The 15,452-nt window shown below is 62.6% G+C and carries 15 protein-coding genes and 3 other RNA genes; 7 read left to right on the top strand and 11 right to left on the bottom strand.

Annotated elements, in window-relative coordinates; translation table 11 throughout:
- The first annotated feature begins 20 nt into the window (after window positions 1-20).
- On the top strand, window positions 21-1,031 hold the full coding sequence (locus tag VC212_RS14535) for an energy transducer TonB (RefSeq protein ID WP_323526187.1): 1,011 nt from the start codon (window positions 21-23) through the stop codon (window positions 1,029-1,031).
- Between the two features lie 808 nt (window positions 1,032-1,839).
- Here the strand turns inward: VC212_RS14535 and VC212_RS14530 are convergent.
- The 6 genes from VC212_RS14530 to VC212_RS14505 form a co-directional block, all read right to left on the bottom strand.
- Window positions 1,840-1,916: non-coding RNA, sX9 sRNA (locus VC212_RS14530), on the bottom strand.
- 117 nt (window positions 1,917-2,033) lie between these two features.
- Entirely contained in the window at window positions 2,034-3,227 is a 1,194-nt protein-coding gene (locus VC212_RS14525; protein ID WP_311239328.1) for an ABC transporter permease, read from the bottom strand.
- Window positions 3,224-3,970 carry an ATP-binding cassette domain-containing protein gene (locus VC212_RS14520; RefSeq protein ID WP_055847124.1) on the bottom strand — a complete coding sequence of 249 codons (747 nt, stop codon included), beginning with the start codon at window positions 3,968-3,970 and terminating at the stop codon, window positions 3,224-3,226. The genes VC212_RS14525 and VC212_RS14520 overlap by 4 nt, the downstream gene beginning before the upstream one ends.
- 31 nt (window positions 3,971-4,001) lie before the next feature.
- A complete protein-coding gene (locus tag VC212_RS14515) occupies window positions 4,002-5,585 on the bottom strand; it encodes an alpha/beta hydrolase (RefSeq protein WP_323526186.1) in 1,584 nt (527 codons plus the stop codon).
- A gap of 55 nt (window positions 5,586-5,640) precedes the next feature.
- On the bottom strand, window positions 5,641-5,841 hold the full coding sequence (locus tag VC212_RS14510; RefSeq protein ID WP_055847119.1) for a helix-turn-helix transcriptional regulator: 201 nt from the start codon (window positions 5,839-5,841) through the stop codon (window positions 5,641-5,643).
- On the bottom strand, window positions 5,838-6,425 hold the full coding sequence (locus tag VC212_RS14505) for a hypothetical protein (RefSeq protein WP_115554863.1): 588 nt from the start codon (window positions 6,423-6,425) through the stop codon (window positions 5,838-5,840). The genes VC212_RS14510 and VC212_RS14505 overlap by 4 nt, the downstream gene beginning before the upstream one ends.
- 601 nt (window positions 6,426-7,026) lie before the next feature.
- Here VC212_RS14505 and VC212_RS14500 point away from each other — a divergent pair.
- A non-coding RNA gene (locus VC212_RS14500) (sX9 sRNA) lies at window positions 7,027-7,102 on the top strand.
- A gap of 76 nt (window positions 7,103-7,178) precedes the next feature.
- On the opposite strand, the gene VC212_RS14495 is transcribed toward VC212_RS14500, so the two are convergent.
- The 3 genes from VC212_RS14495 to VC212_RS14485 all read right to left on the bottom strand — a co-directional run bounded on the left by VC212_RS14495 (window position 7,179) and on the right by VC212_RS14485 (window position 9,468).
- Window positions 7,179-7,823, bottom strand: coding sequence for an NAD(P)-binding domain-containing protein (locus VC212_RS14495; RefSeq protein ID WP_055847116.1), 645 nt, complete (start codon window positions 7,821-7,823; stop codon window positions 7,179-7,181).
- A 146-nt stretch (window positions 7,824-7,969) separates the two neighbouring features.
- Entirely contained in the window at window positions 7,970-8,416 is a 447-nt protein-coding gene (locus VC212_RS14490) for an Rrf2 family transcriptional regulator (protein WP_323526184.1), read from the bottom strand.
- A 125-nt stretch (window positions 8,417-8,541) separates the two neighbouring features.
- Entirely contained in the window at window positions 8,542-9,468 is a 927-nt protein-coding gene (locus VC212_RS14485) for a LysR family transcriptional regulator (RefSeq protein WP_323526183.1), read from the bottom strand.
- Window positions 9,469-9,603: 135 nt separating this feature from the next.
- Between VC212_RS14485 and VC212_RS14480 the strand changes: the two genes are divergently transcribed.
- Both VC212_RS14480 and VC212_RS14475 read left to right on the top strand, forming a co-directional pair.
- Entirely contained in the window at window positions 9,604-11,199 is a 1,596-nt protein-coding gene (locus VC212_RS14480; RefSeq protein ID WP_115554867.1) for a GMC family oxidoreductase N-terminal domain-containing protein, read from the top strand.
- A 28-nt stretch (window positions 11,200-11,227) separates the two neighbouring features.
- Window positions 11,228-11,650, top strand: a complete 423-nt coding sequence (locus VC212_RS14475; RefSeq protein ID WP_115554868.1) for a nuclear transport factor 2 family protein — start codon at window positions 11,228-11,230, stop codon at window positions 11,648-11,650.
- 73 nt (window positions 11,651-11,723) lie between these two features.
- Here VC212_RS14475 and VC212_RS14470 read toward each other — a convergent pair.
- A non-coding RNA gene (locus tag VC212_RS14470) (sX9 sRNA) lies at window positions 11,724-11,799 on the bottom strand.
- A gap of 60 nt (window positions 11,800-11,859) precedes the next feature.
- Entirely contained in the window at window positions 11,860-12,804 is a 945-nt protein-coding gene (locus VC212_RS14465) for a LysR family transcriptional regulator (protein ID WP_238691852.1), read from the bottom strand.
- An 81-nt stretch (window positions 12,805-12,885) separates the two neighbouring features.
- On the opposite strand from VC212_RS14465, the gene VC212_RS14460 reads away from it, so the two are divergent.
- The 3 genes from VC212_RS14460 to VC212_RS14450 are packed head-to-tail and all read left to right on the top strand — an operon-like array spanning window position 12,886 to window position 14,873.
- Complete coding sequence (locus VC212_RS14460) at window positions 12,886-13,524, top strand: DsbA family protein (RefSeq protein WP_115554870.1); 639 nt, start codon at window positions 12,886-12,888, stop codon at window positions 13,522-13,524.
- The gene (locus VC212_RS14455) at window positions 13,466-14,458 is read left to right on the top strand and encodes an MBL fold metallo-hydrolase (RefSeq protein WP_323526182.1); all 993 of its coding nucleotides are present in this window, start codon (window positions 13,466-13,468) and stop codon (window positions 14,456-14,458) included. The genes VC212_RS14460 and VC212_RS14455 overlap by 59 nt, the downstream gene beginning before the upstream one ends.
- Before the next feature lie 4 nt (window positions 14,459-14,462).
- On the top strand, window positions 14,463-14,873 hold the full coding sequence (locus VC212_RS14450; protein ID WP_323526181.1) for a nuclear transport factor 2 family protein: 411 nt from the start codon (window positions 14,463-14,465) through the stop codon (window positions 14,871-14,873).
- Window positions 14,874-15,452 lie beyond the last annotated feature (579 nt).

The raw sequence follows: 15,452 nt of genomic DNA, 5'->3' as shown, positions 1-15,452 counted from the left end.
ACTCGGGGTAAGGGGGACGCATGTTGGATCTGACACAGGGCCGTATGGCACGCCGGATCGCGCCGGTCATTTTGCTGGTTGGCCTGGCTGCCTGCTCCAAGCAGGAAGACAAGGCTGCCGCCACCGCGCCTGCCACCGGCGCTACGCCGGCAGCATCGGCGGCGGCACCGACGCCCGCCACCGCGGTGTCGCCGCAGGTGCAATCGATGGCCGCCGATCAGTTGCGCGAATCGGCCACCAAGGCGCTGCAGGACAACCGCATGTACGCCCCGGTTGGCGACAACGCGGTGGAGTACTACCTGGCCCTGCGTGAGAAGCAGCCGCAGGACGCCACCGTCAACAGCGCGCTGACCGACCTGCTGCCGTACACGCTGATCGCCGCCGAACAAGGCATCAGCCGCGAAGAGTTCCCCGAGGCGCAGCGCCTGATCGCGCTGATCGAAAAGGTCGACCCCAAGGCACCGGCACTGCCGCGCCTGAAGTCGGGCCTGGAGACGGGCATGAAGACCGCCGCCAACCGCTCCGAGCAGGATGCCGAGCAGGCCAAGAAGCTGGTCGAGGACAAGGCCAAGCAGGCTGCCGAGCAGAAGCGTCTGGCCGAACAGCAGACCCGCGAAGCCGCCGCTGCCCAGCAGATTGCCGCCCAGCAGGAAGCCGCCCGCCAGCAGACCGCCGAAGCCGAGCGCCAGGCCGCTGCCCGTCGTCAGGCGGAGGCCCCGGCCCCGGCCGCACCACGCCCGGCACCGGCCGCCGCAGCAGCAGCAGCGCCCGCTGCGCAGTCGCTACGTCCGATCAGCACCCCGGCACCGCGCTACCCACCCGAAGCACTGCGCGCCGGCACCTCCGGCGAAGTGCTGGTGGAGCTCACTGTCGGCACCGATGGCTCGATCACCTCCTCCCGCGTGCTACGCGCCAACCCGCCGCGGGTGTTCGATCGCGAAGCGCTCAACGCCGTGAAGCGCTGGCGCTTCGAGCCGGTTGCCGCCCCGGTTACCACCCGCCGCACGCTGTCGTTCAATCCGGGCGGTTGAGGCAGTGATGGGGAGGGCGTCGCTGCTTGCCGACGCCACCCTGGATCCCACGCCCCTCGATACCGGCGCGCTGCACTAGGAGCGCGCCGGTATCGGCACGGGACGTTGCGGGATCGGAGATCGCCCGCACCGGGATCACAGGCGTCTAGGACTGCAACCGGCGCGCGCTTCCGCACTTCGCCGCTGCTGATTGACGCAACAACTATTGGAAACGCAAAAGCCCGCAGCGATGCGGGCTTTTGCGTTGTGGAGCGCGTGTGGCTGCACGTGGATGTGCGACAGCGACGTCCCTCATCGAGAGCGTTACTGGGGCGTGCTGGCCGTACCCTCATCCGGCGCTACGCGCCACCTTCTCCCGGTGGGAGAAGGGAGCTGCTTGGCTTTGTGTGAGAAGAGAGCTGCTTCGTTCGACGGGAGAAGGGAGCTGCCTGGCGCTGTGTGAGAAGAGAGCTGCTTCGTTCGACGGGAGAAGAGAGCTGATTGGCTCTGTGTGAGAGGAGAGCTGCTTCGTTCGATCGGAGAAGGGAGCTGCTTCGTTCAATGTGAGAACAAAGCAGCACCTGTCGATGACAGAGGAAACTGCTTGGCTCGATCAGAAACGCCGCGCCTGCCATCGCAAGCCACCGACCACGTGACCGCGCATGCCCCTCTCCCGCCGGGAGAGGGGTTGGGGTGAGGGTACGGTGTCACCAAATCCACGCAGCGGCCAGCCGATCAGCAACCCCACCAACCATGCCCACCGAACGGCCAGTCGTTCGCCATCATGTGCGTGCCGTCATCCACTCGCTACGCACGACGCACCAAGAGCGACCAACAAACCGTAACGAACAGCCGTCAGGTGGGTGCAGACGGCCCGCCCATAACCGGAGTGTGCGGCTAGCCCATCCCGATTCCAGGCACTGGCAGTGCCCGCCTGGCGGCGACGCCGTAGCTGTACTCGCCGCTCTGAGCCAAACGCACGGCGCGCAGACCATCGCTGCCACTGCACGCTTGTCGAGCCACTTACCCCGAAATCGCCAAGCGCTCCTGGTGATAACGACGTACCGCCGCATACCACAACAGCCCAGCCACGCCGAAGCCGGCCAGCAGATACACCGCCCAGGTCTGCGCGTTGATGGTTTCGTGGCGGATCACCTTGAGCAACATCTGGTTCTGCGCCAAAAAAGGCACCGCAAAATGCCATAGCTGCGTCTTCAGCGGATACGCCATCAATGCGTAGCCGGGCAGCATCGGCAGCAGCAGCAACCAGGTCATGTGCGCCTGCGCTTCCTTCATGCTTTTGGCCGCGGCGGCCAGATAGGTCAGCAGCGAGGTACCGACAAACAGCATCGGCACCAGGATGAAGAGCATCTGCAGCATCGGCACGAAACCCACATTGAGCTGGCGTCCCAGATTGGACGACGACAACTGCGCGCTCAATTTGAATGCCAGCAATGTGAGCAACAACGACACCATGCCGATCACGCAGGCGGCAGCGATCTTGCCGCTGACAATCGCACTGCGTGGTGCGGGCGTTGCCAGCAGCGGTTCCAGCGACTGCCGCTCACGCTCGCCGGCAGTGGCGTCCAGAATCAACGACGCGCCGCCCAGGAACGAGGTGATCACCAGCAGCACCGGCAACAGCATCGCCATCATTTGCCCGCGCTTGGCTTCGGCAGTGGCCAGGTCCTGCGCGGCGATTTCCAGTGGCCGGCTCACCTGCGCATCGATGCCACGCGCCAGCAGACGCAATGCGCCGACCTGCTGGCTGTAGCCGCTCAAAGCTGCCTGCAAGCGCAGGCTGGGCACGTCGGCCTCGCGGCGGGTGCTGTCCTTGATGATTTCCACCAGTGCCGGACGGCCTTCGCGCCAATCGTCGGCATAGCTGTCGCTGATGCGCAGTGCCACGTCCACATCCTGGTTGCGAATGGCCGTCGTCAGGTCGGCTGGCGCATCCACGGCGTTGAGCCCCTGTGCGGCGAGAAACCGCACCAGATTGGGTGCGTGTTCGCGGCCGAGCGTGGGGATGTCCAGCGGCTTGTCGATCTGCGTGCGCACGCGGCTTTCACTCAAGGCGCCCATGCCCAGGATCAGGATTGGATACAGCAATGGCGACAGCAGCAACGCCAATGCCAGGGTGCGGCGGTCGCGCGAGATGTCGCGCAGTTCCTTGCGCAGCACCGTCCACCACGTGGCCAACAGGGAGCGCTTGCTCATGCGTGCAGTCCTTCTTCCGAGCCGATCGACTTGACGAAGGCGTCTTCCAGGTTGTCTTCACCGGTGGCGGCACGCAGTTCGTCGGCGCTGCCGGACGCCACCACCGTGCCCTTGGCGATGATGACGATGCGATCGCACAGCGCCGCCACCTCTTGCATGATGTGACTGGAAAAGATCACGCAACGCCCTTCCGCACGTAGCTGCTGCAGGAAGCCACGCATCGCGCGCGTGGTCATCACGTCAAGGCCATTGGTGGGCTCGTCCAGAATCACGTTGCGCGGGTCGTGCACCAGCGCGCGCGCAATCGCGGTCTTGGTGCGCTGGCCCTGGCTGAAGCCTTCGGTCTGGCGATCGAGAATGTCGTCCATGTCCAATGCGCTGGACAACACGCGCGTGCGCTCGGCGATCTGGCTGCGCGACATGCCATGCAACTCGCCGAAATAGGCGATGTTTTCGCGTGCGCTCAAGCGCTTGTAAACGCCGCGCGCATCCGGCAACACGCCCAGCGCACGGCGTACCGTGACCGGGTCGTGCGCGGCGTCCACGCCATCCACGGTGACGCGCCCCTGGTCCGGCGACATCAAGGTGTAGAGCATGCGCAAGGTGGTGGTCTTGCCGGCGCCATTGGGGCCGAGCAAGCCGGTGATCTGGCCGTCGGCGGCGCTGAAACTGACCCCATCGACCGCATTGACCAGCCCGGTCTTGGTCTTGAACGATTTGTGCAGATTCTCGACGACGATCATGCGTGCGCCTCCGTGGCGTGGTCGATGCGGCTCATGGTTCCCATCCGTTGAACGAGGTAAACGCTGGCACGTTGTTGAGGCTGGCCACGCAGCTGGCATCCAGCGCCTTGGCGTCGGTGGTCTGCAGAAACTGGCTCAGCACCTTGGGCATGCAGCCGAGCCGGAACACGCCATGCCCCTGCCCCGGCGCGATGATGTGGCGGCCGTTGGGCAGACCCTGCAACACGCGTTGCGCGTAGCGCGGCGGTGTCACCGGATCGAGCTCGCCGGACAGCAGCAGCACCGGCAGCGTCGATGTGAACGGCTTGGCTGCATCGGCCGGTGCCGGCTTGGCGGGCCAGACCTTGCAGGGGGCGAAGAACATCTCGGCCACCTCATTGCCCAGCAGCGTGGCGTCCTTGTCCGTGGGTGCGCGGTAACGCCCGGCATCCTCGCTGCACAACACCGACCATTGCATCGCGCGATTCATCTGATCGGACATGTCCGACGCACTCATCTGCGCCAACGCCATCAACGACGCATAGCGGCCTGCGGCGGCTTCGTCCAGCACCAGCGGCAGCAGGGAGGCGGTTTCCGGTGCATACGAAAATCCAAACGCCAGCCCCACCACCGTATCGGCGGTCACCTGTTCGTGGCGCAGCGCGCCGGTGCGCGGGTCACGGTAGTCCACTGCCACCGGCGCCTGGCGCAAACGCTCGACCACCTGCCGCAGCTGGGCGCGGGTATCGACCGTGAAGCGTTTGGCGCATGCCGGCGTGGACGCGCATTGCTTGGCCTGCAGCGCAATCGCATCTTCGAAGGTGCGCGCAAATTCGCCGCCGATCACCAGATCGTTGGGCGCCACGCCATCGAGCACCACGCTGCGGGTGTGCTGCGGATAATGCATCGCGTACTGCTGCGCCACGCGCGTGCCGTAGGAGCCGCCGATCAGATTGAGCTGCTGCACACCCAAGGCCGCGCGTACCGCATCCAGATCGGCGATGGCCTCGGTCGTCGTGAAGTAGCGCGGATCGGCGTCGTTGCGCAAGCCGTCCGCGCACTGCCGCGCATAGTCGGTGAGCTGTGTCACGCTGGCGGCGGCGCCACCTGGCATCTCCAATGGCTTGCCGGCGCCATTGCGGCATTGCAGCGGATGCGACCCACCGGTGCCGCGCTGATCGACTAGAAAAAGATCGCGCTGTTTGCGCACCTCGCGCAAGCCCATGTCCACGATCGCGGCCACCTGCGTGGCCGACTGGCCTGGGCCGCCAGCAATGAAGAACACCGGGTCCGGCGTGCTGCCCGCACCGGCGTTACTCTCCAGCCAGGCGATCTTCAAGTCGAGCATGCGCCCATGTGGCGCAGCCGGATTTTCCGGCACTTTCAGCTGTGCGCACTGCGCTTCGATATTGCCCGCCGCGCTGCCGGAACTCAGCGTACACGGTGCAAATTGCAGGCTGCCATAGCGATTGCCGGCCGCAGTGTCTTGATGCGTGTTTGCAGCACGCGGCTGCGTTTTACCCGGCCCGGATGCGCCGGCGTTGCCGGCAGCAGGCGCCTCTGCGCGTTGGCATCCTGCTGCCAGCAGCGCGGCCAGCACGGCGGCGGCCACATTCAGTTGCTTCAGCATGTCCATCCTCTCCTAGTGCCCATTCCCTGACGTTGCCGACGGTCGGTTGTGACCACCGCAACTACTGATCATCGTCATACAGAAACACGTGCTCGATCGGTTCGCCGAACAAACGTGCGATGCGAAACGCCAATGGCAGGCTTGGATCGTACTTGCCGGTCTCCAGCGCATTGATGGTTTGCCGCGACACGCCCAGCTGCTCGGCCAACTCGCCTTGCGACCAGCCGCTGGCTTCGCGCAATGCACGTACCCGACTCTTCATTGATAGCGGCGTGCATTGATGGCCTTGGTGAAGCCATAGGTGATGCACAGCACCGGAAACACCCAGATCATCGCCGCCGCTGCCGGCACCGCGATCAGCTGCGCCGATTGCAGGAAGCCGGCGGTCATGTACGCCAGGCTCACCAGACCCGCGGCAATGGCGATCGATTCCAGCTCGATGCGGCGTTGCATTTCATCCGAATCATGTACAAAACGCGCCACCGCACGGACCACGAACATCAGCAGCAAGGCAGGCAGCAGCGCAATCAGCACACGCATCCAGTTGGCGTCCACACTGGCCAGCAGATGCCGCCAACACAGCATGACCACGACGTAGGCCAGCATCGGCGGCGCGAGCTCCGTGTGATACCGGCGGACCAACGCAGGCGGCGCACTGTCGCGAAAGCTGCCGCACGAGACGTGCAGCATCAGCGCCACCAGCAAGCCGCCCAGGCCGACGCCGATCAGCAGCCCCTGGGCGTAATCGCTCACCTGCCATGGCAGCCAGCGCCGCAAGGCACCCAGCAGAATCAGGACAACGCTGCAGACCTGCAGTACACGCAGCGCCACTGTCTTGGCGCTCATCGTGCGCCCAGCGATATCGTGGCCGTCTGCGCGTAGAGCGCTGTGCACTGCATGGCAGTACAAGTAGATTCCTTGAGCATCACAGCACTGCAAGGCAATGCGTGCACCGGCGACATGTTTGCGCTGCTGTTCACCCCATACCCCTGTGTCAAGTTCCCTTGACACAGAGAGTGCGCGCAGATTTGGGGCGTGTCAAGCATCCTTTACACCGATGTGGAGCGGATGCGTAGGTTGATCCGTCATCGTTGCGGATGCCGCTGTAGCGACACTCCAAGTCGGTACGCATAAGACATAGCGCACACGATATGGAGCGATCATTCGCCTCCTATCCGTGCCGCGTATAGAGGTTAATTGGCCAAGATGGTGTTACTCGTGCACTGAGATGCCGCTCATTGTGTGCATCGCATGCCAGCACTGCGCCATCAGCGAGCGCTGGCTAAGGTGTTGGAAAGAGCGAAGCGCAGCACTGCGCACCTTCGTGGCAAGACGCGCGCCTAGCGACCAGAGGCTTGAGCATTCCCGCTTTGACTTTAACGCAGCTAAAAAAACGACTGTACTCACCGCCAGGCGGGCGCGGCCGGTGCTCGGTGCTCGGTGCGGCATGGTCCACGCGTACACGCCGGTTCCTCCGCGCCGTCCTCTCCTACCTGACGACTGCTCGCTACGTGGTGTTAGCCACTCTTCATCGTTTGCAAAAACAGTGCGGGTGGATGGAACAGAGGTTCCATCCACCCGCAACGTGGCGCCTTGTGATTAAAGCTTTACGAAGTTCTGGGCAGAGAGCGAGCCGAAAGGCAGCGATGCAAGCGTCCCGCCGACATCGAGCGACCCGAGGTCGACCGGCGCAAAGCCCATCGCGTCGATGAGCGCGTGCACCTCGGCCTTAGCGGCAGCGTCGTCCCCGGAATAGAACAGCACACGCTTACCGCCGGCTACTTCAGGTTCGGCCAGGACGTTGACGTCGAGGTGATTGAACGCTTTGACAACCCTCGCCCCTGGCACGAAGTGCTTGAACACCTCGCTCGAATGCTTGCCCGCCAGATCCACGGCCTTGATGCCGTAGGCCGCCAGTGGATTGCTGGGATCATTGGCGTCCGCAGAAGCCGGGTCGATAAACTCCACCGGATTGGTGCCATCGATCACGATGCGCCCATTCCACGCTGGCAGGCCAGTCATGACTTTCTCGGCATCGACCCAGCGTACCGCGGCGATCACGATGTCGGCGCTCGCCGCTTCGGCAGCGGTAACCGCAGTAATCGAGGGACCAAGCTCATCGACCAGCGCAGCGAGCGAAGCCGGTCCACGGCTGTTTGAAATCGATGCTGCAATCCCTTTCTTGGCGAGTGCACGTGCCACGTTGGCGCCAAGCGCGCCAGAACCAATAATGCCGATGCTCATGATCTATTCCTGTTGATGTGATTGAAGTTGAGGGGTTCTAAAGTGAGAGAGGTTGCCAGCACCCCAAAACACTGGCGGCTCTGATGTCGACGTAATTCATCGAAATATCTATGTGTCGTCGACGTAGTGACATTTAAACTAAAAAATTACCAGACCAGAGGGATCGAGAAGCTTCCCAGCCGCGCGACGTCGGTGGCCACATCTGCGATGGTGGTTTTTCCGAGTTCGCCTTCAAGTGCTTTGCGAGCTCGGGTCAATGTCGGTTCAAGCGCGGCCAGGATGTTACCGCCCACCGCACAACTCTTGCAGGGCGGCGTCCGATGCACCGCAAACAGCTCCGTATCCTCCACCGCCGCATAGACATCGAGCAGTTTGATCTGCTTCGCCGGTTTGGCCAGCATCGCGCCACCGCCGGCGCCAAGTTGCGAACGCGTCAGCCCCGCCTCGCTGAGGCGCGACAGCAGGCCACGGATGACCACAGCACCGGTATTGGCCGAATACGCCAGGTCCTCCGAACGCATCGGCGTGCCATCGCCCACTGCAAGCGCAGTCAGGATATGGGTGGCGACGGCGAAACGGCTGCTGGTGGGCATGGGTTGAAGTGGATCTAGTGAATGTGTGTAACAAACACTAATACATATATTTGAGCGTGTCCATCTTTTTGTTTGATCTCTGCCTGTCTGGGCGCCATTCGACGCACCAACCGTCCAATGCCCCGCTAGTCCGGTAGGTCCGTGGCGACCTGCCGGCCCCTGGTGCAATGCTTTAGACGCTCAATCATCCAGCGGCCTGCAGGGCCCGGCGGCGCGCTGAGCCGGTAGATCGCCGAGATGGGCATGTGATATCCCCCGACCGGTGTGGCCTCGATCGGAAGCACGACAAGTCGTCCTTCGGCGATGTCGTTGGAGACCGCGTGAAACGGCATGCCGCCCCACCCCAGGCCACTGAGAAGAAAAGCATGCTTGGCAAACAGGTCCGCCAACCGCCAGGTCAGGGGAGACAGCACACCGAACTCCTGCCCTTCCGAGATGCTGGAGCGGTCCGTCAATACCAGTTGCACATGCTTGGCGAGCTCCTCGCGCGGAATCGGCCCGTCATAAGCGGCAAGCGGGTGATCGCTGGCTGCCACGCTGACAAAGTTGATCGTGGCAATTTGTTCCGACTCCAAGCCACTGGGCAACATCTGCAAGGACCCGACAACACCAAAGCTGGCGCGGCCATCGACCACCGGCTGCATCGCGCCGCCAAGCGCCTCGACAAATAACCGCAGCGGCGTGTCCGGGAACTGGACACGAAATTCGTGCGCGGCTTCTGCCATGGCAGTGATCGGGAAAAAGACGTCGATCACTGCGACGAGCTCAGGCTCCAGGCCACCGGATATCCCTTTCGCCCGGGCTTTCAGGTTCTCGACGCCTGCGATGATGGCTCTTGCATCCGAGAGCAGCACCTTCCCTTCCGGGGTCAGCTTGGGATATCGGCCCTGCCGATCGAACAGGCGGACGCCGAGCTGCCGTTCAAGATTGTTCATCGTTTCCGAGATGGCGGACTGCGTGCGTCGAAGGCGTCTGCCCGCCGAGGAAAAGCTCCCCTCTTCGGCTGCGGCGACAAAAGTTCTCAATTGATCGAGCGAAAGACCATCCAGCATGTTGGCGCCTTATGTGATTTTTGCTTACTAGCCCTTCCAACGGATTAAACGATGGATCGCATCGAAAAATACAGGCTTGTTGGCAGTAACACCCAGGTGTCAGCATCGCCGCCACATCTTCAGAAGCCACTCTCGATGATCGATCGCAACGACGCTGGAAGCACCGGCAAGGATCTGCCGCAGCCCCATTCCAATGCCGCAGGCATCATCGATGCATCAGATGCTACATACGACCTGATCATCGTTGGTGGCGGGTCCGCCGGCGCAGTATTGGCCAACCGTCTGAGTGCCGATGCATCGCGTCGCGTGCTGTTGATTGAGGCAGGCGTGGCCTATGCACCTAACGCGTATCCGGACGCAGTACGGCGCCAGGATCTGGTGGGCGGCGATCCACAGCACGACTGGGGCTTTCAATCAGAGCCTGGCCTGCTCGGCAGGCGCATGCCACTCAATCGCGGCAAGGTGCTGGGGGGCTCGTCGGCGATCAACGGTGCAGTGGCGATGCGGTTGCCAAAATCAGACCACGACCGCTGGGCCCAGGAACACGATCTGGCGGCACTGAGCTGGGACGCTACACAGCCGTTCTACCAGTCGCTGGAGCGTACCTCCGGGACCGGTGGCACTGGCCATGACGGTCCGTTCCCCGTGCATCAGCTCGGCGACGAAGAAGTGTCAGACCAGCACCGCGCCTTCATTGCCTCCGCGGTTGCTGCAGGCCATGAGCGCTCGGCCGGGTTTGCGACCGCGCACCCACTGGGCGTCGGCCCTTATGTCATGAACACCCGCATGGGCGTGCGGCTCACCACTGGCATGACCCTGCTGAGCGAGGCGGTGCGTGCCCGCGCCAACCTGACCATCCGCGACCAGGTGCTGGTCGATGCCGTCGTGCTGGAAGGTACGCGCGCCACCGGAGTGCGTCTGGCCAATGGCGAGGTGATCAGCGCTGACACAGTCGTTTTATCGGCAGGCACCTACGCCAGCCCGGCGATTCTGATGCGCTCGGGGATCGGTCCTGCCGACACGCTGCGCAACCTCGGCATCGACGTGGTGGCCGATCTGCCGGTGGGCCGTCGCCTGCAGGACCACCCGCTGGTTCCGACCGTGTGGTCGATTAAAAAGGAGGCCGTCGGCCTGCCGTATCCGCCCATCGGCGCCATGCTGTGGACGCGATCGCAGCATGCCGTCGGGGATGAGGCCGACCTCAACATCAGCACTGCAGCGCTGCCCGACGATGGGCAGTCATCCGACAACGCCATGTTCCTGCTGTTCGCGGCGCTGGTGCGCCCGCGGTCGGTCGGCTCTGTGACCATCGCCAGCCGCGACCCGCAGGCGCCACCGATCATCGATCTGGGTTTCCTCAGCGACGCGGGCGATCGGGAGCGCTTGATCGACGGCGTGGAACTGATCCGGAACATCGCGCGGCACACGCCGTTTGCAGAGGTGGTCGGCGGCGAGCTCGCGCCGGGCGCAGCTGTGAGCGATCGCGCCGCGCTGGATGCCACCCTGCCTGCCAGCGTGGCGACCTACCAACATCCAACCTCCACTGTGCCGATGGGAGGACAGCGCGACCCGACTGCCGTGGTCGACATCGATGGGCGCGTCCGCGGGATTGAGGGATTGCGTGTTGTCGATGCATCGATCTGGCCCGACGTGCCTTCGGTGGCGACAGCATTCCCGACCATGATGCTGGCCGAACGTATCGCATCCAACTGGATCTGGCCAAAAGCCTGACCACACCACCAACCCACCGGAGCAACGCATGAACACGCCCAACACCCACACCGCTGTCCAACTTCTACAACGCACCTTGGACACGTTTCTCGCCAAGGATATGAAAGGTTGGTCCGAACTCTGCGACGAGAACGTGGTCGTTGAGTTCCCGTTCGCACCCGATGTGTCGTCCAGGAAACTGGTAGGTCGCGCCGCCATTTACGAGTACCTGCGCAATTACCCGAACGTGATCGACGTCAAGACCATCCCGAGCCTGAAGATCCATGCCACCGACGATCCCAACGTGGCCATCGCCGAATGGAGTGCCTCAGGCACGGTCATCTCCAACGGCAACCCGTATGAAATGAGTTATGCCACGGTGGTGACGTTCAAGGATGGCCTGGTGGTCAATTACCGCGAGTACTGGAATCCGATGGCGTTTCTTGCAGCACTGAGCGACGCAAAGTTCTAAGCGTGATCGGTTGGGGAGCAGCCATGGTGGCGCCTGCGGTCAAGGCCGCACGTGGCCAACCGCGACTTAGAGCGGCTAACAAACCGTAGCGAGCAGTCGCCAGGCGGGTGTGGACGGCGCGGAGGAACCGGAGTGTATGCGTGGACCATGCCGCACTGAGCACGGGCCGCGCCCGCCTGGCGACTGCAAAGTTCTTTTACTAACCGCTCTTAGCGTTGGGAAGATTGTCGCAAGGCTTCTCGCTCGACCAGCATGTCCACAAATGCGCGGACCTTGGTCGGGCGATAACGGGCAGCAGGAAATACCGCATGGATACCGCCCAAAGGCAGGCGCCAATGCGGCAGTACTTCAATCAGGCGCCCTGCAGCGAGGTCCGCTGCCACTACATAGTCTGGAAGCACGGACAAGCCGGCACCCTGGCACACCGCTTCGCGTACCGCCATCGTGGCATCCAGAAAAATGGATGCCTGCACGTGTACCACCTGGGTCTGTCGCTGATTCGACGAGAAGGTCCACCGCAAATGATCACGCAACGCAGTGTTGGCGACGAAGGGCAACGAGAGGATGTCGGCCGGGCTATCGAGCGTTGCGAGCTCCGCTGCCATGGATGCGGGAGCGACAAGCAGTTGGCGGAAGGTGCCAATTTTTCGCGCTTGCTCGCTTGTTTCGGCCAGCCATCCGACACGGATGGCAACTTCGATATGACTGGAAATCAAATCCAGCGTTTGGTCGCTGAGCACCGCATCCACCTTGCACAGGGGATAGCGCTTGGTGAATGCAGCGATCGCAGGCACTACCACGCCCACGCCATAGTCGAACGGTGCAGTGAGCCGCAACATCCCCGACGGCTCGGCGGATCGATCGGCCAAGCCGTCAAACGCATGCTCGGCCTCGCGCAGAATCGATGCGCAGCGCGCGTAAAACTCCTGCCCCACTTCGGTGGCTTGCACTTTACGCGTGGTGCGCACCAGCAGAGAGGTACGGAACTCGCGTTCCAGTCGAGCCACTTGTTGGCTCACTACCGCCTTGGTAATGCCCAGGCGCTCGGCCGCAGCGGTGAACGAGCCGGTTTCTACCACGGCAACGAAGTACGCCAGGCGGCGGAGATTGCCGAGGTCGCCGGGTCCGTCTCCTATTTGATTGGATGCTTTCAACATACGATGCATTTACCACGTATGTATTTATCGATCAATGATCGATCCCTAGGATGGGTCCCACAGTCACAAGGAAAGCGCATGAACACCACTTTGCACTATCTGTTCGACCCACTTTGCGGCTGGTGCTACGGCGCAGCGTCGACCATTTCCGCACTGGCCACTGCGCCTGGCATCGCTGTTCAATTGCAGCCTTCCGGGTTGTTCGCCGGCAAGGGTGCTCGAGCGATGGACGATCAATTCGCCGCGTTTGCCTGGGCGAACGATCAGCGCATCGAACATCTGACCGGGCAGCGTTTCACTGAGCGCTATCGCCAGCAGGTTCTCGGCGATCGCCAGCACCCCTTCGACAGTGGTGCAGCCATATTGGCGCTGACTGCTGTGTCCCTGGTAGCACCGGCACAGCAACTGACGACGCTGACGGCCATTCAACAGGCCCGTTACGTTGACGGGAAAGATGTGACCACCACTGCCGGGCTAGTCAGGCTTCTAGAAGATCTACACCTTGCGGACGCCGCCACACGGCTGGCGCAGGCAGATGCCGAGCTTCTCGCCGTGGATCGGACGCGCATTGAAGGTGCGCAAGCACTGATGCGCGAGTTCGGCGTCCAAGGCGTACCGACGTTCATCGCAGAATCCGGCGGGAAGCGATGGCAAATCGATGCACATGCCGCCTACACCGATCCAAGCGCATTCATACGTCAACTTCAGGCTGCTTGAAAACACCGTTGCATCTTTCCAAAAGGAACGAACCATGACGACACGCAGAGAGCTCATCAAAACCATTGCCGTGGCAGGTATCGCCTCAGCCGTGCCCGCCGTCAACACTGCAATGGCCGCACAGGCGCCTTTAAAGCTGCAGCATTTTCCCGCGGGTGAAAACGGGTTTTTTCGCGCCCCGGTCCTGATCTCCGGCGCGCGCGAAGCGGTGCTGATCGATGGAGGCTTCACGCTACCCGATGGCAAAGCGCTGGCTGATGCAATCAAGGCCGGTGGCAAAACGCTGACCACCATTTACGTCAGCCAAAGCGACCCTGACTATTACTTCAGCCTGGGCCCGATCAAGGCCGCGTTTCCGGATGCACGCATCATCGCCGCATCTGCCACCGTTGCGGCCATCAAGCATAGCGTCGAGAAAAAGCTTGCGACCTGGGGTCCCCAGCTCAAGGAGAACGGGCCGCAGACACTTGCAGACATCGTCATGCCGGACGCATTCGATGGCAACGCAATCACGCTGGAAGGTCAATCCATCGCCATTGTGGATGCAGACGGCCTGGCCAACCGCCGTTACCTCGCACTCAAATCGCTCGATGCAATCTTTGGTGGCGTGCTGGTGTTCTCTGGCGTGCATGTATGGACGGCCGACACGCCGAGTGCGGAAGGACGTAAGGCATGGATCAAGACACTGGATGCGATGGCGGCCCGCAAACCGGCGCTGGTGATTCCTGGACATATGGCACCGGGCGCCGCGACCGACGTGTCGGCGATCCACTACACGCGCGACTATCTGTTGGCATTCGAAGAGGAACTGGGCAAGGCGTCCAATAGCGCCGCGCTCATCGAGGCCATGACCAAGCGCTACCCGGGAGCCGGCATGGGCACGGCATTGCAGATCGGTGCGAAAGTCGCCAAGGGCGAGATGAAGTGGGGTTGATCCGATGAAGACCAATCTGGACATCATCCGGGCAACCTATGAAGGCTCTTCCGAAGAGAACGGCAAACACCTGTTCGCAGCGCTAGCGCCTGAGGCCACCTGGACAGAGGCGGCAGGCTTCCCTTACGCGGGGACCTATACCGGTCCCGCAGAAGTCTTCGAACAGGTGTTTCATCGGCTGGCGACCGAGTGGGTGGGCTACAAGGCCGAGGTTCACACGTACTTGGCCGACAAGGACTACGTCGCAGCATTTGGCACGTATTCCGGCACCTACGCAAAGACCGGGAAATTCATGCGCGCAACCTTCGCGCATCTGTATCGGCTCAAGGACGGCAAGATCCAGAGCATGGAGCAGTATGTCGATAGCTTGATGGTTCACCGGGCGATCGCAGTCGCCGAGGAACCGCAGGGTTAGCAGCAGATCTGCGGACGTGTTGGTGCGGGCAGTGGTCTTGACGATATCTGGCATCGTCAAGACCACGTTCGAAAGACCACGGCCGATTGCAGCTGCGCGCCCGACTCAGCCAGATTGCATTGGCCAAGTGGACCACGCTGGCGATCGCGATGATGTAGCGCAGCTAGCAAAACGACTGTACTCACCGCCAGGCGGGTGCGGCCGGTGCTCGGTGCGGTATGTGCCACGCGTCCACTTCGGTACCTGCGCGCAATCCACACCCACGACGATTGCTCGCTAGGTTTTACTAGCTGCTTTTAGGTGCTCACGCGCTGTAGCGAAGTCGATCAGCTGCGAAAGGGTCCCGGCAGCGGCCGCGCCGATGTGCGGCACCGCTGCTGAGTATTCTTTCTTCCAAGCGTGCTAAGACAATCTGCACTCACACACAATCGCACCGCGCTGCTGCAATGGCGGCACCGCTGCTCGCCTCCTGCAACGGATGCGACCGCTAACGAACGCGACTGCACGCATCCCTGCGCACGAACATCCCACGGCTAGCCGCGATGGTCAGCACATGCATTCCGTTATTCTTGAGCGCCC

The sequence above is a fragment of the Xanthomonas sp. WHRI 8932A genome (genome assembly GCF_035012785.1).
Taxonomy (GTDB): Bacteria; Pseudomonadota; Gammaproteobacteria; order Xanthomonadales; family Xanthomonadaceae; genus Xanthomonas.
This window is presented reverse-complemented; position numbering and strand designations above follow the sequence as displayed.

Bases quoted from the DNA above. Each gene is read 5' to 3' on its own strand.
- VC212_RS14485 (WP_323526183.1), bottom strand. From the start codon at position 9,468: ATGCTGGATGGTCTTTCGCTCGATCAATTGAGAACTTTTGTCGCCGCA.
- VC212_RS14495 (WP_055847116.1), bottom strand. From the start codon at position 7,823: ATGAGCATCGGCATTATTGGTTCTGGCGCGCTTGGCGCCAACGTGGCA.
- VC212_RS14460 (WP_115554870.1), top strand. From the start codon at position 12,886: ATGAACACCACTTTGCACTATCTGTTCGACCCACTTTGCGGCTGGTGC.
- VC212_RS14455 (WP_323526182.1), top strand. From the start codon at position 13,466: ATGCACATGCCGCCTACACCGATCCAAGCGCATTCATACGTCAACTTC.
- VC212_RS14450 (WP_323526181.1), top strand. From the start codon at position 14,463: ATGAAGACCAATCTGGACATCATCCGGGCAACCTATGAAGGCTCTTCC.
- VC212_RS14525 (WP_311239328.1), bottom strand. From the start codon at position 3,227: ATGAGCAAGCGCTCCCTGTTGGCCACGTGGTGGACGGTGCTGCGCAAG.
- VC212_RS14475 (WP_115554868.1), top strand. From the start codon at position 11,228: ATGAACACGCCCAACACCCACACCGCTGTCCAACTTCTACAACGCACC.
- VC212_RS14480 (WP_115554867.1), top strand. From the start codon at position 9,604: ATGATCGATCGCAACGACGCTGGAAGCACCGGCAAGGATCTGCCGCAG.
- VC212_RS14520 (WP_055847124.1), bottom strand. From the start codon at position 3,970: ATGATCGTCGTCGAGAATCTGCACAAATCGTTCAAGACCAAGACCGGG.
- VC212_RS14490 (WP_323526184.1), bottom strand. From the start codon at position 8,416: ATGCCCACCAGCAGCCGTTTCGCCGTCGCCACCCATATCCTGACTGCG.
- VC212_RS14505 (WP_115554863.1), bottom strand. From the start codon at position 6,425: ATGAGCGCCAAGACAGTGGCGCTGCGTGTACTGCAGGTCTGCAGCGTT.
- VC212_RS14510 (WP_055847119.1), bottom strand. From the start codon at position 5,841: ATGAAGAGTCGGGTACGTGCATTGCGCGAAGCCAGCGGCTGGTCGCAA.
- VC212_RS14515 (WP_323526186.1), bottom strand. From the start codon at position 5,585: ATGGACATGCTGAAGCAACTGAATGTGGCCGCCGCCGTGCTGGCCGCG.
- VC212_RS14535 (WP_323526187.1), top strand. From the start codon at position 21: ATGTTGGATCTGACACAGGGCCGTATGGCACGCCGGATCGCGCCGGTC.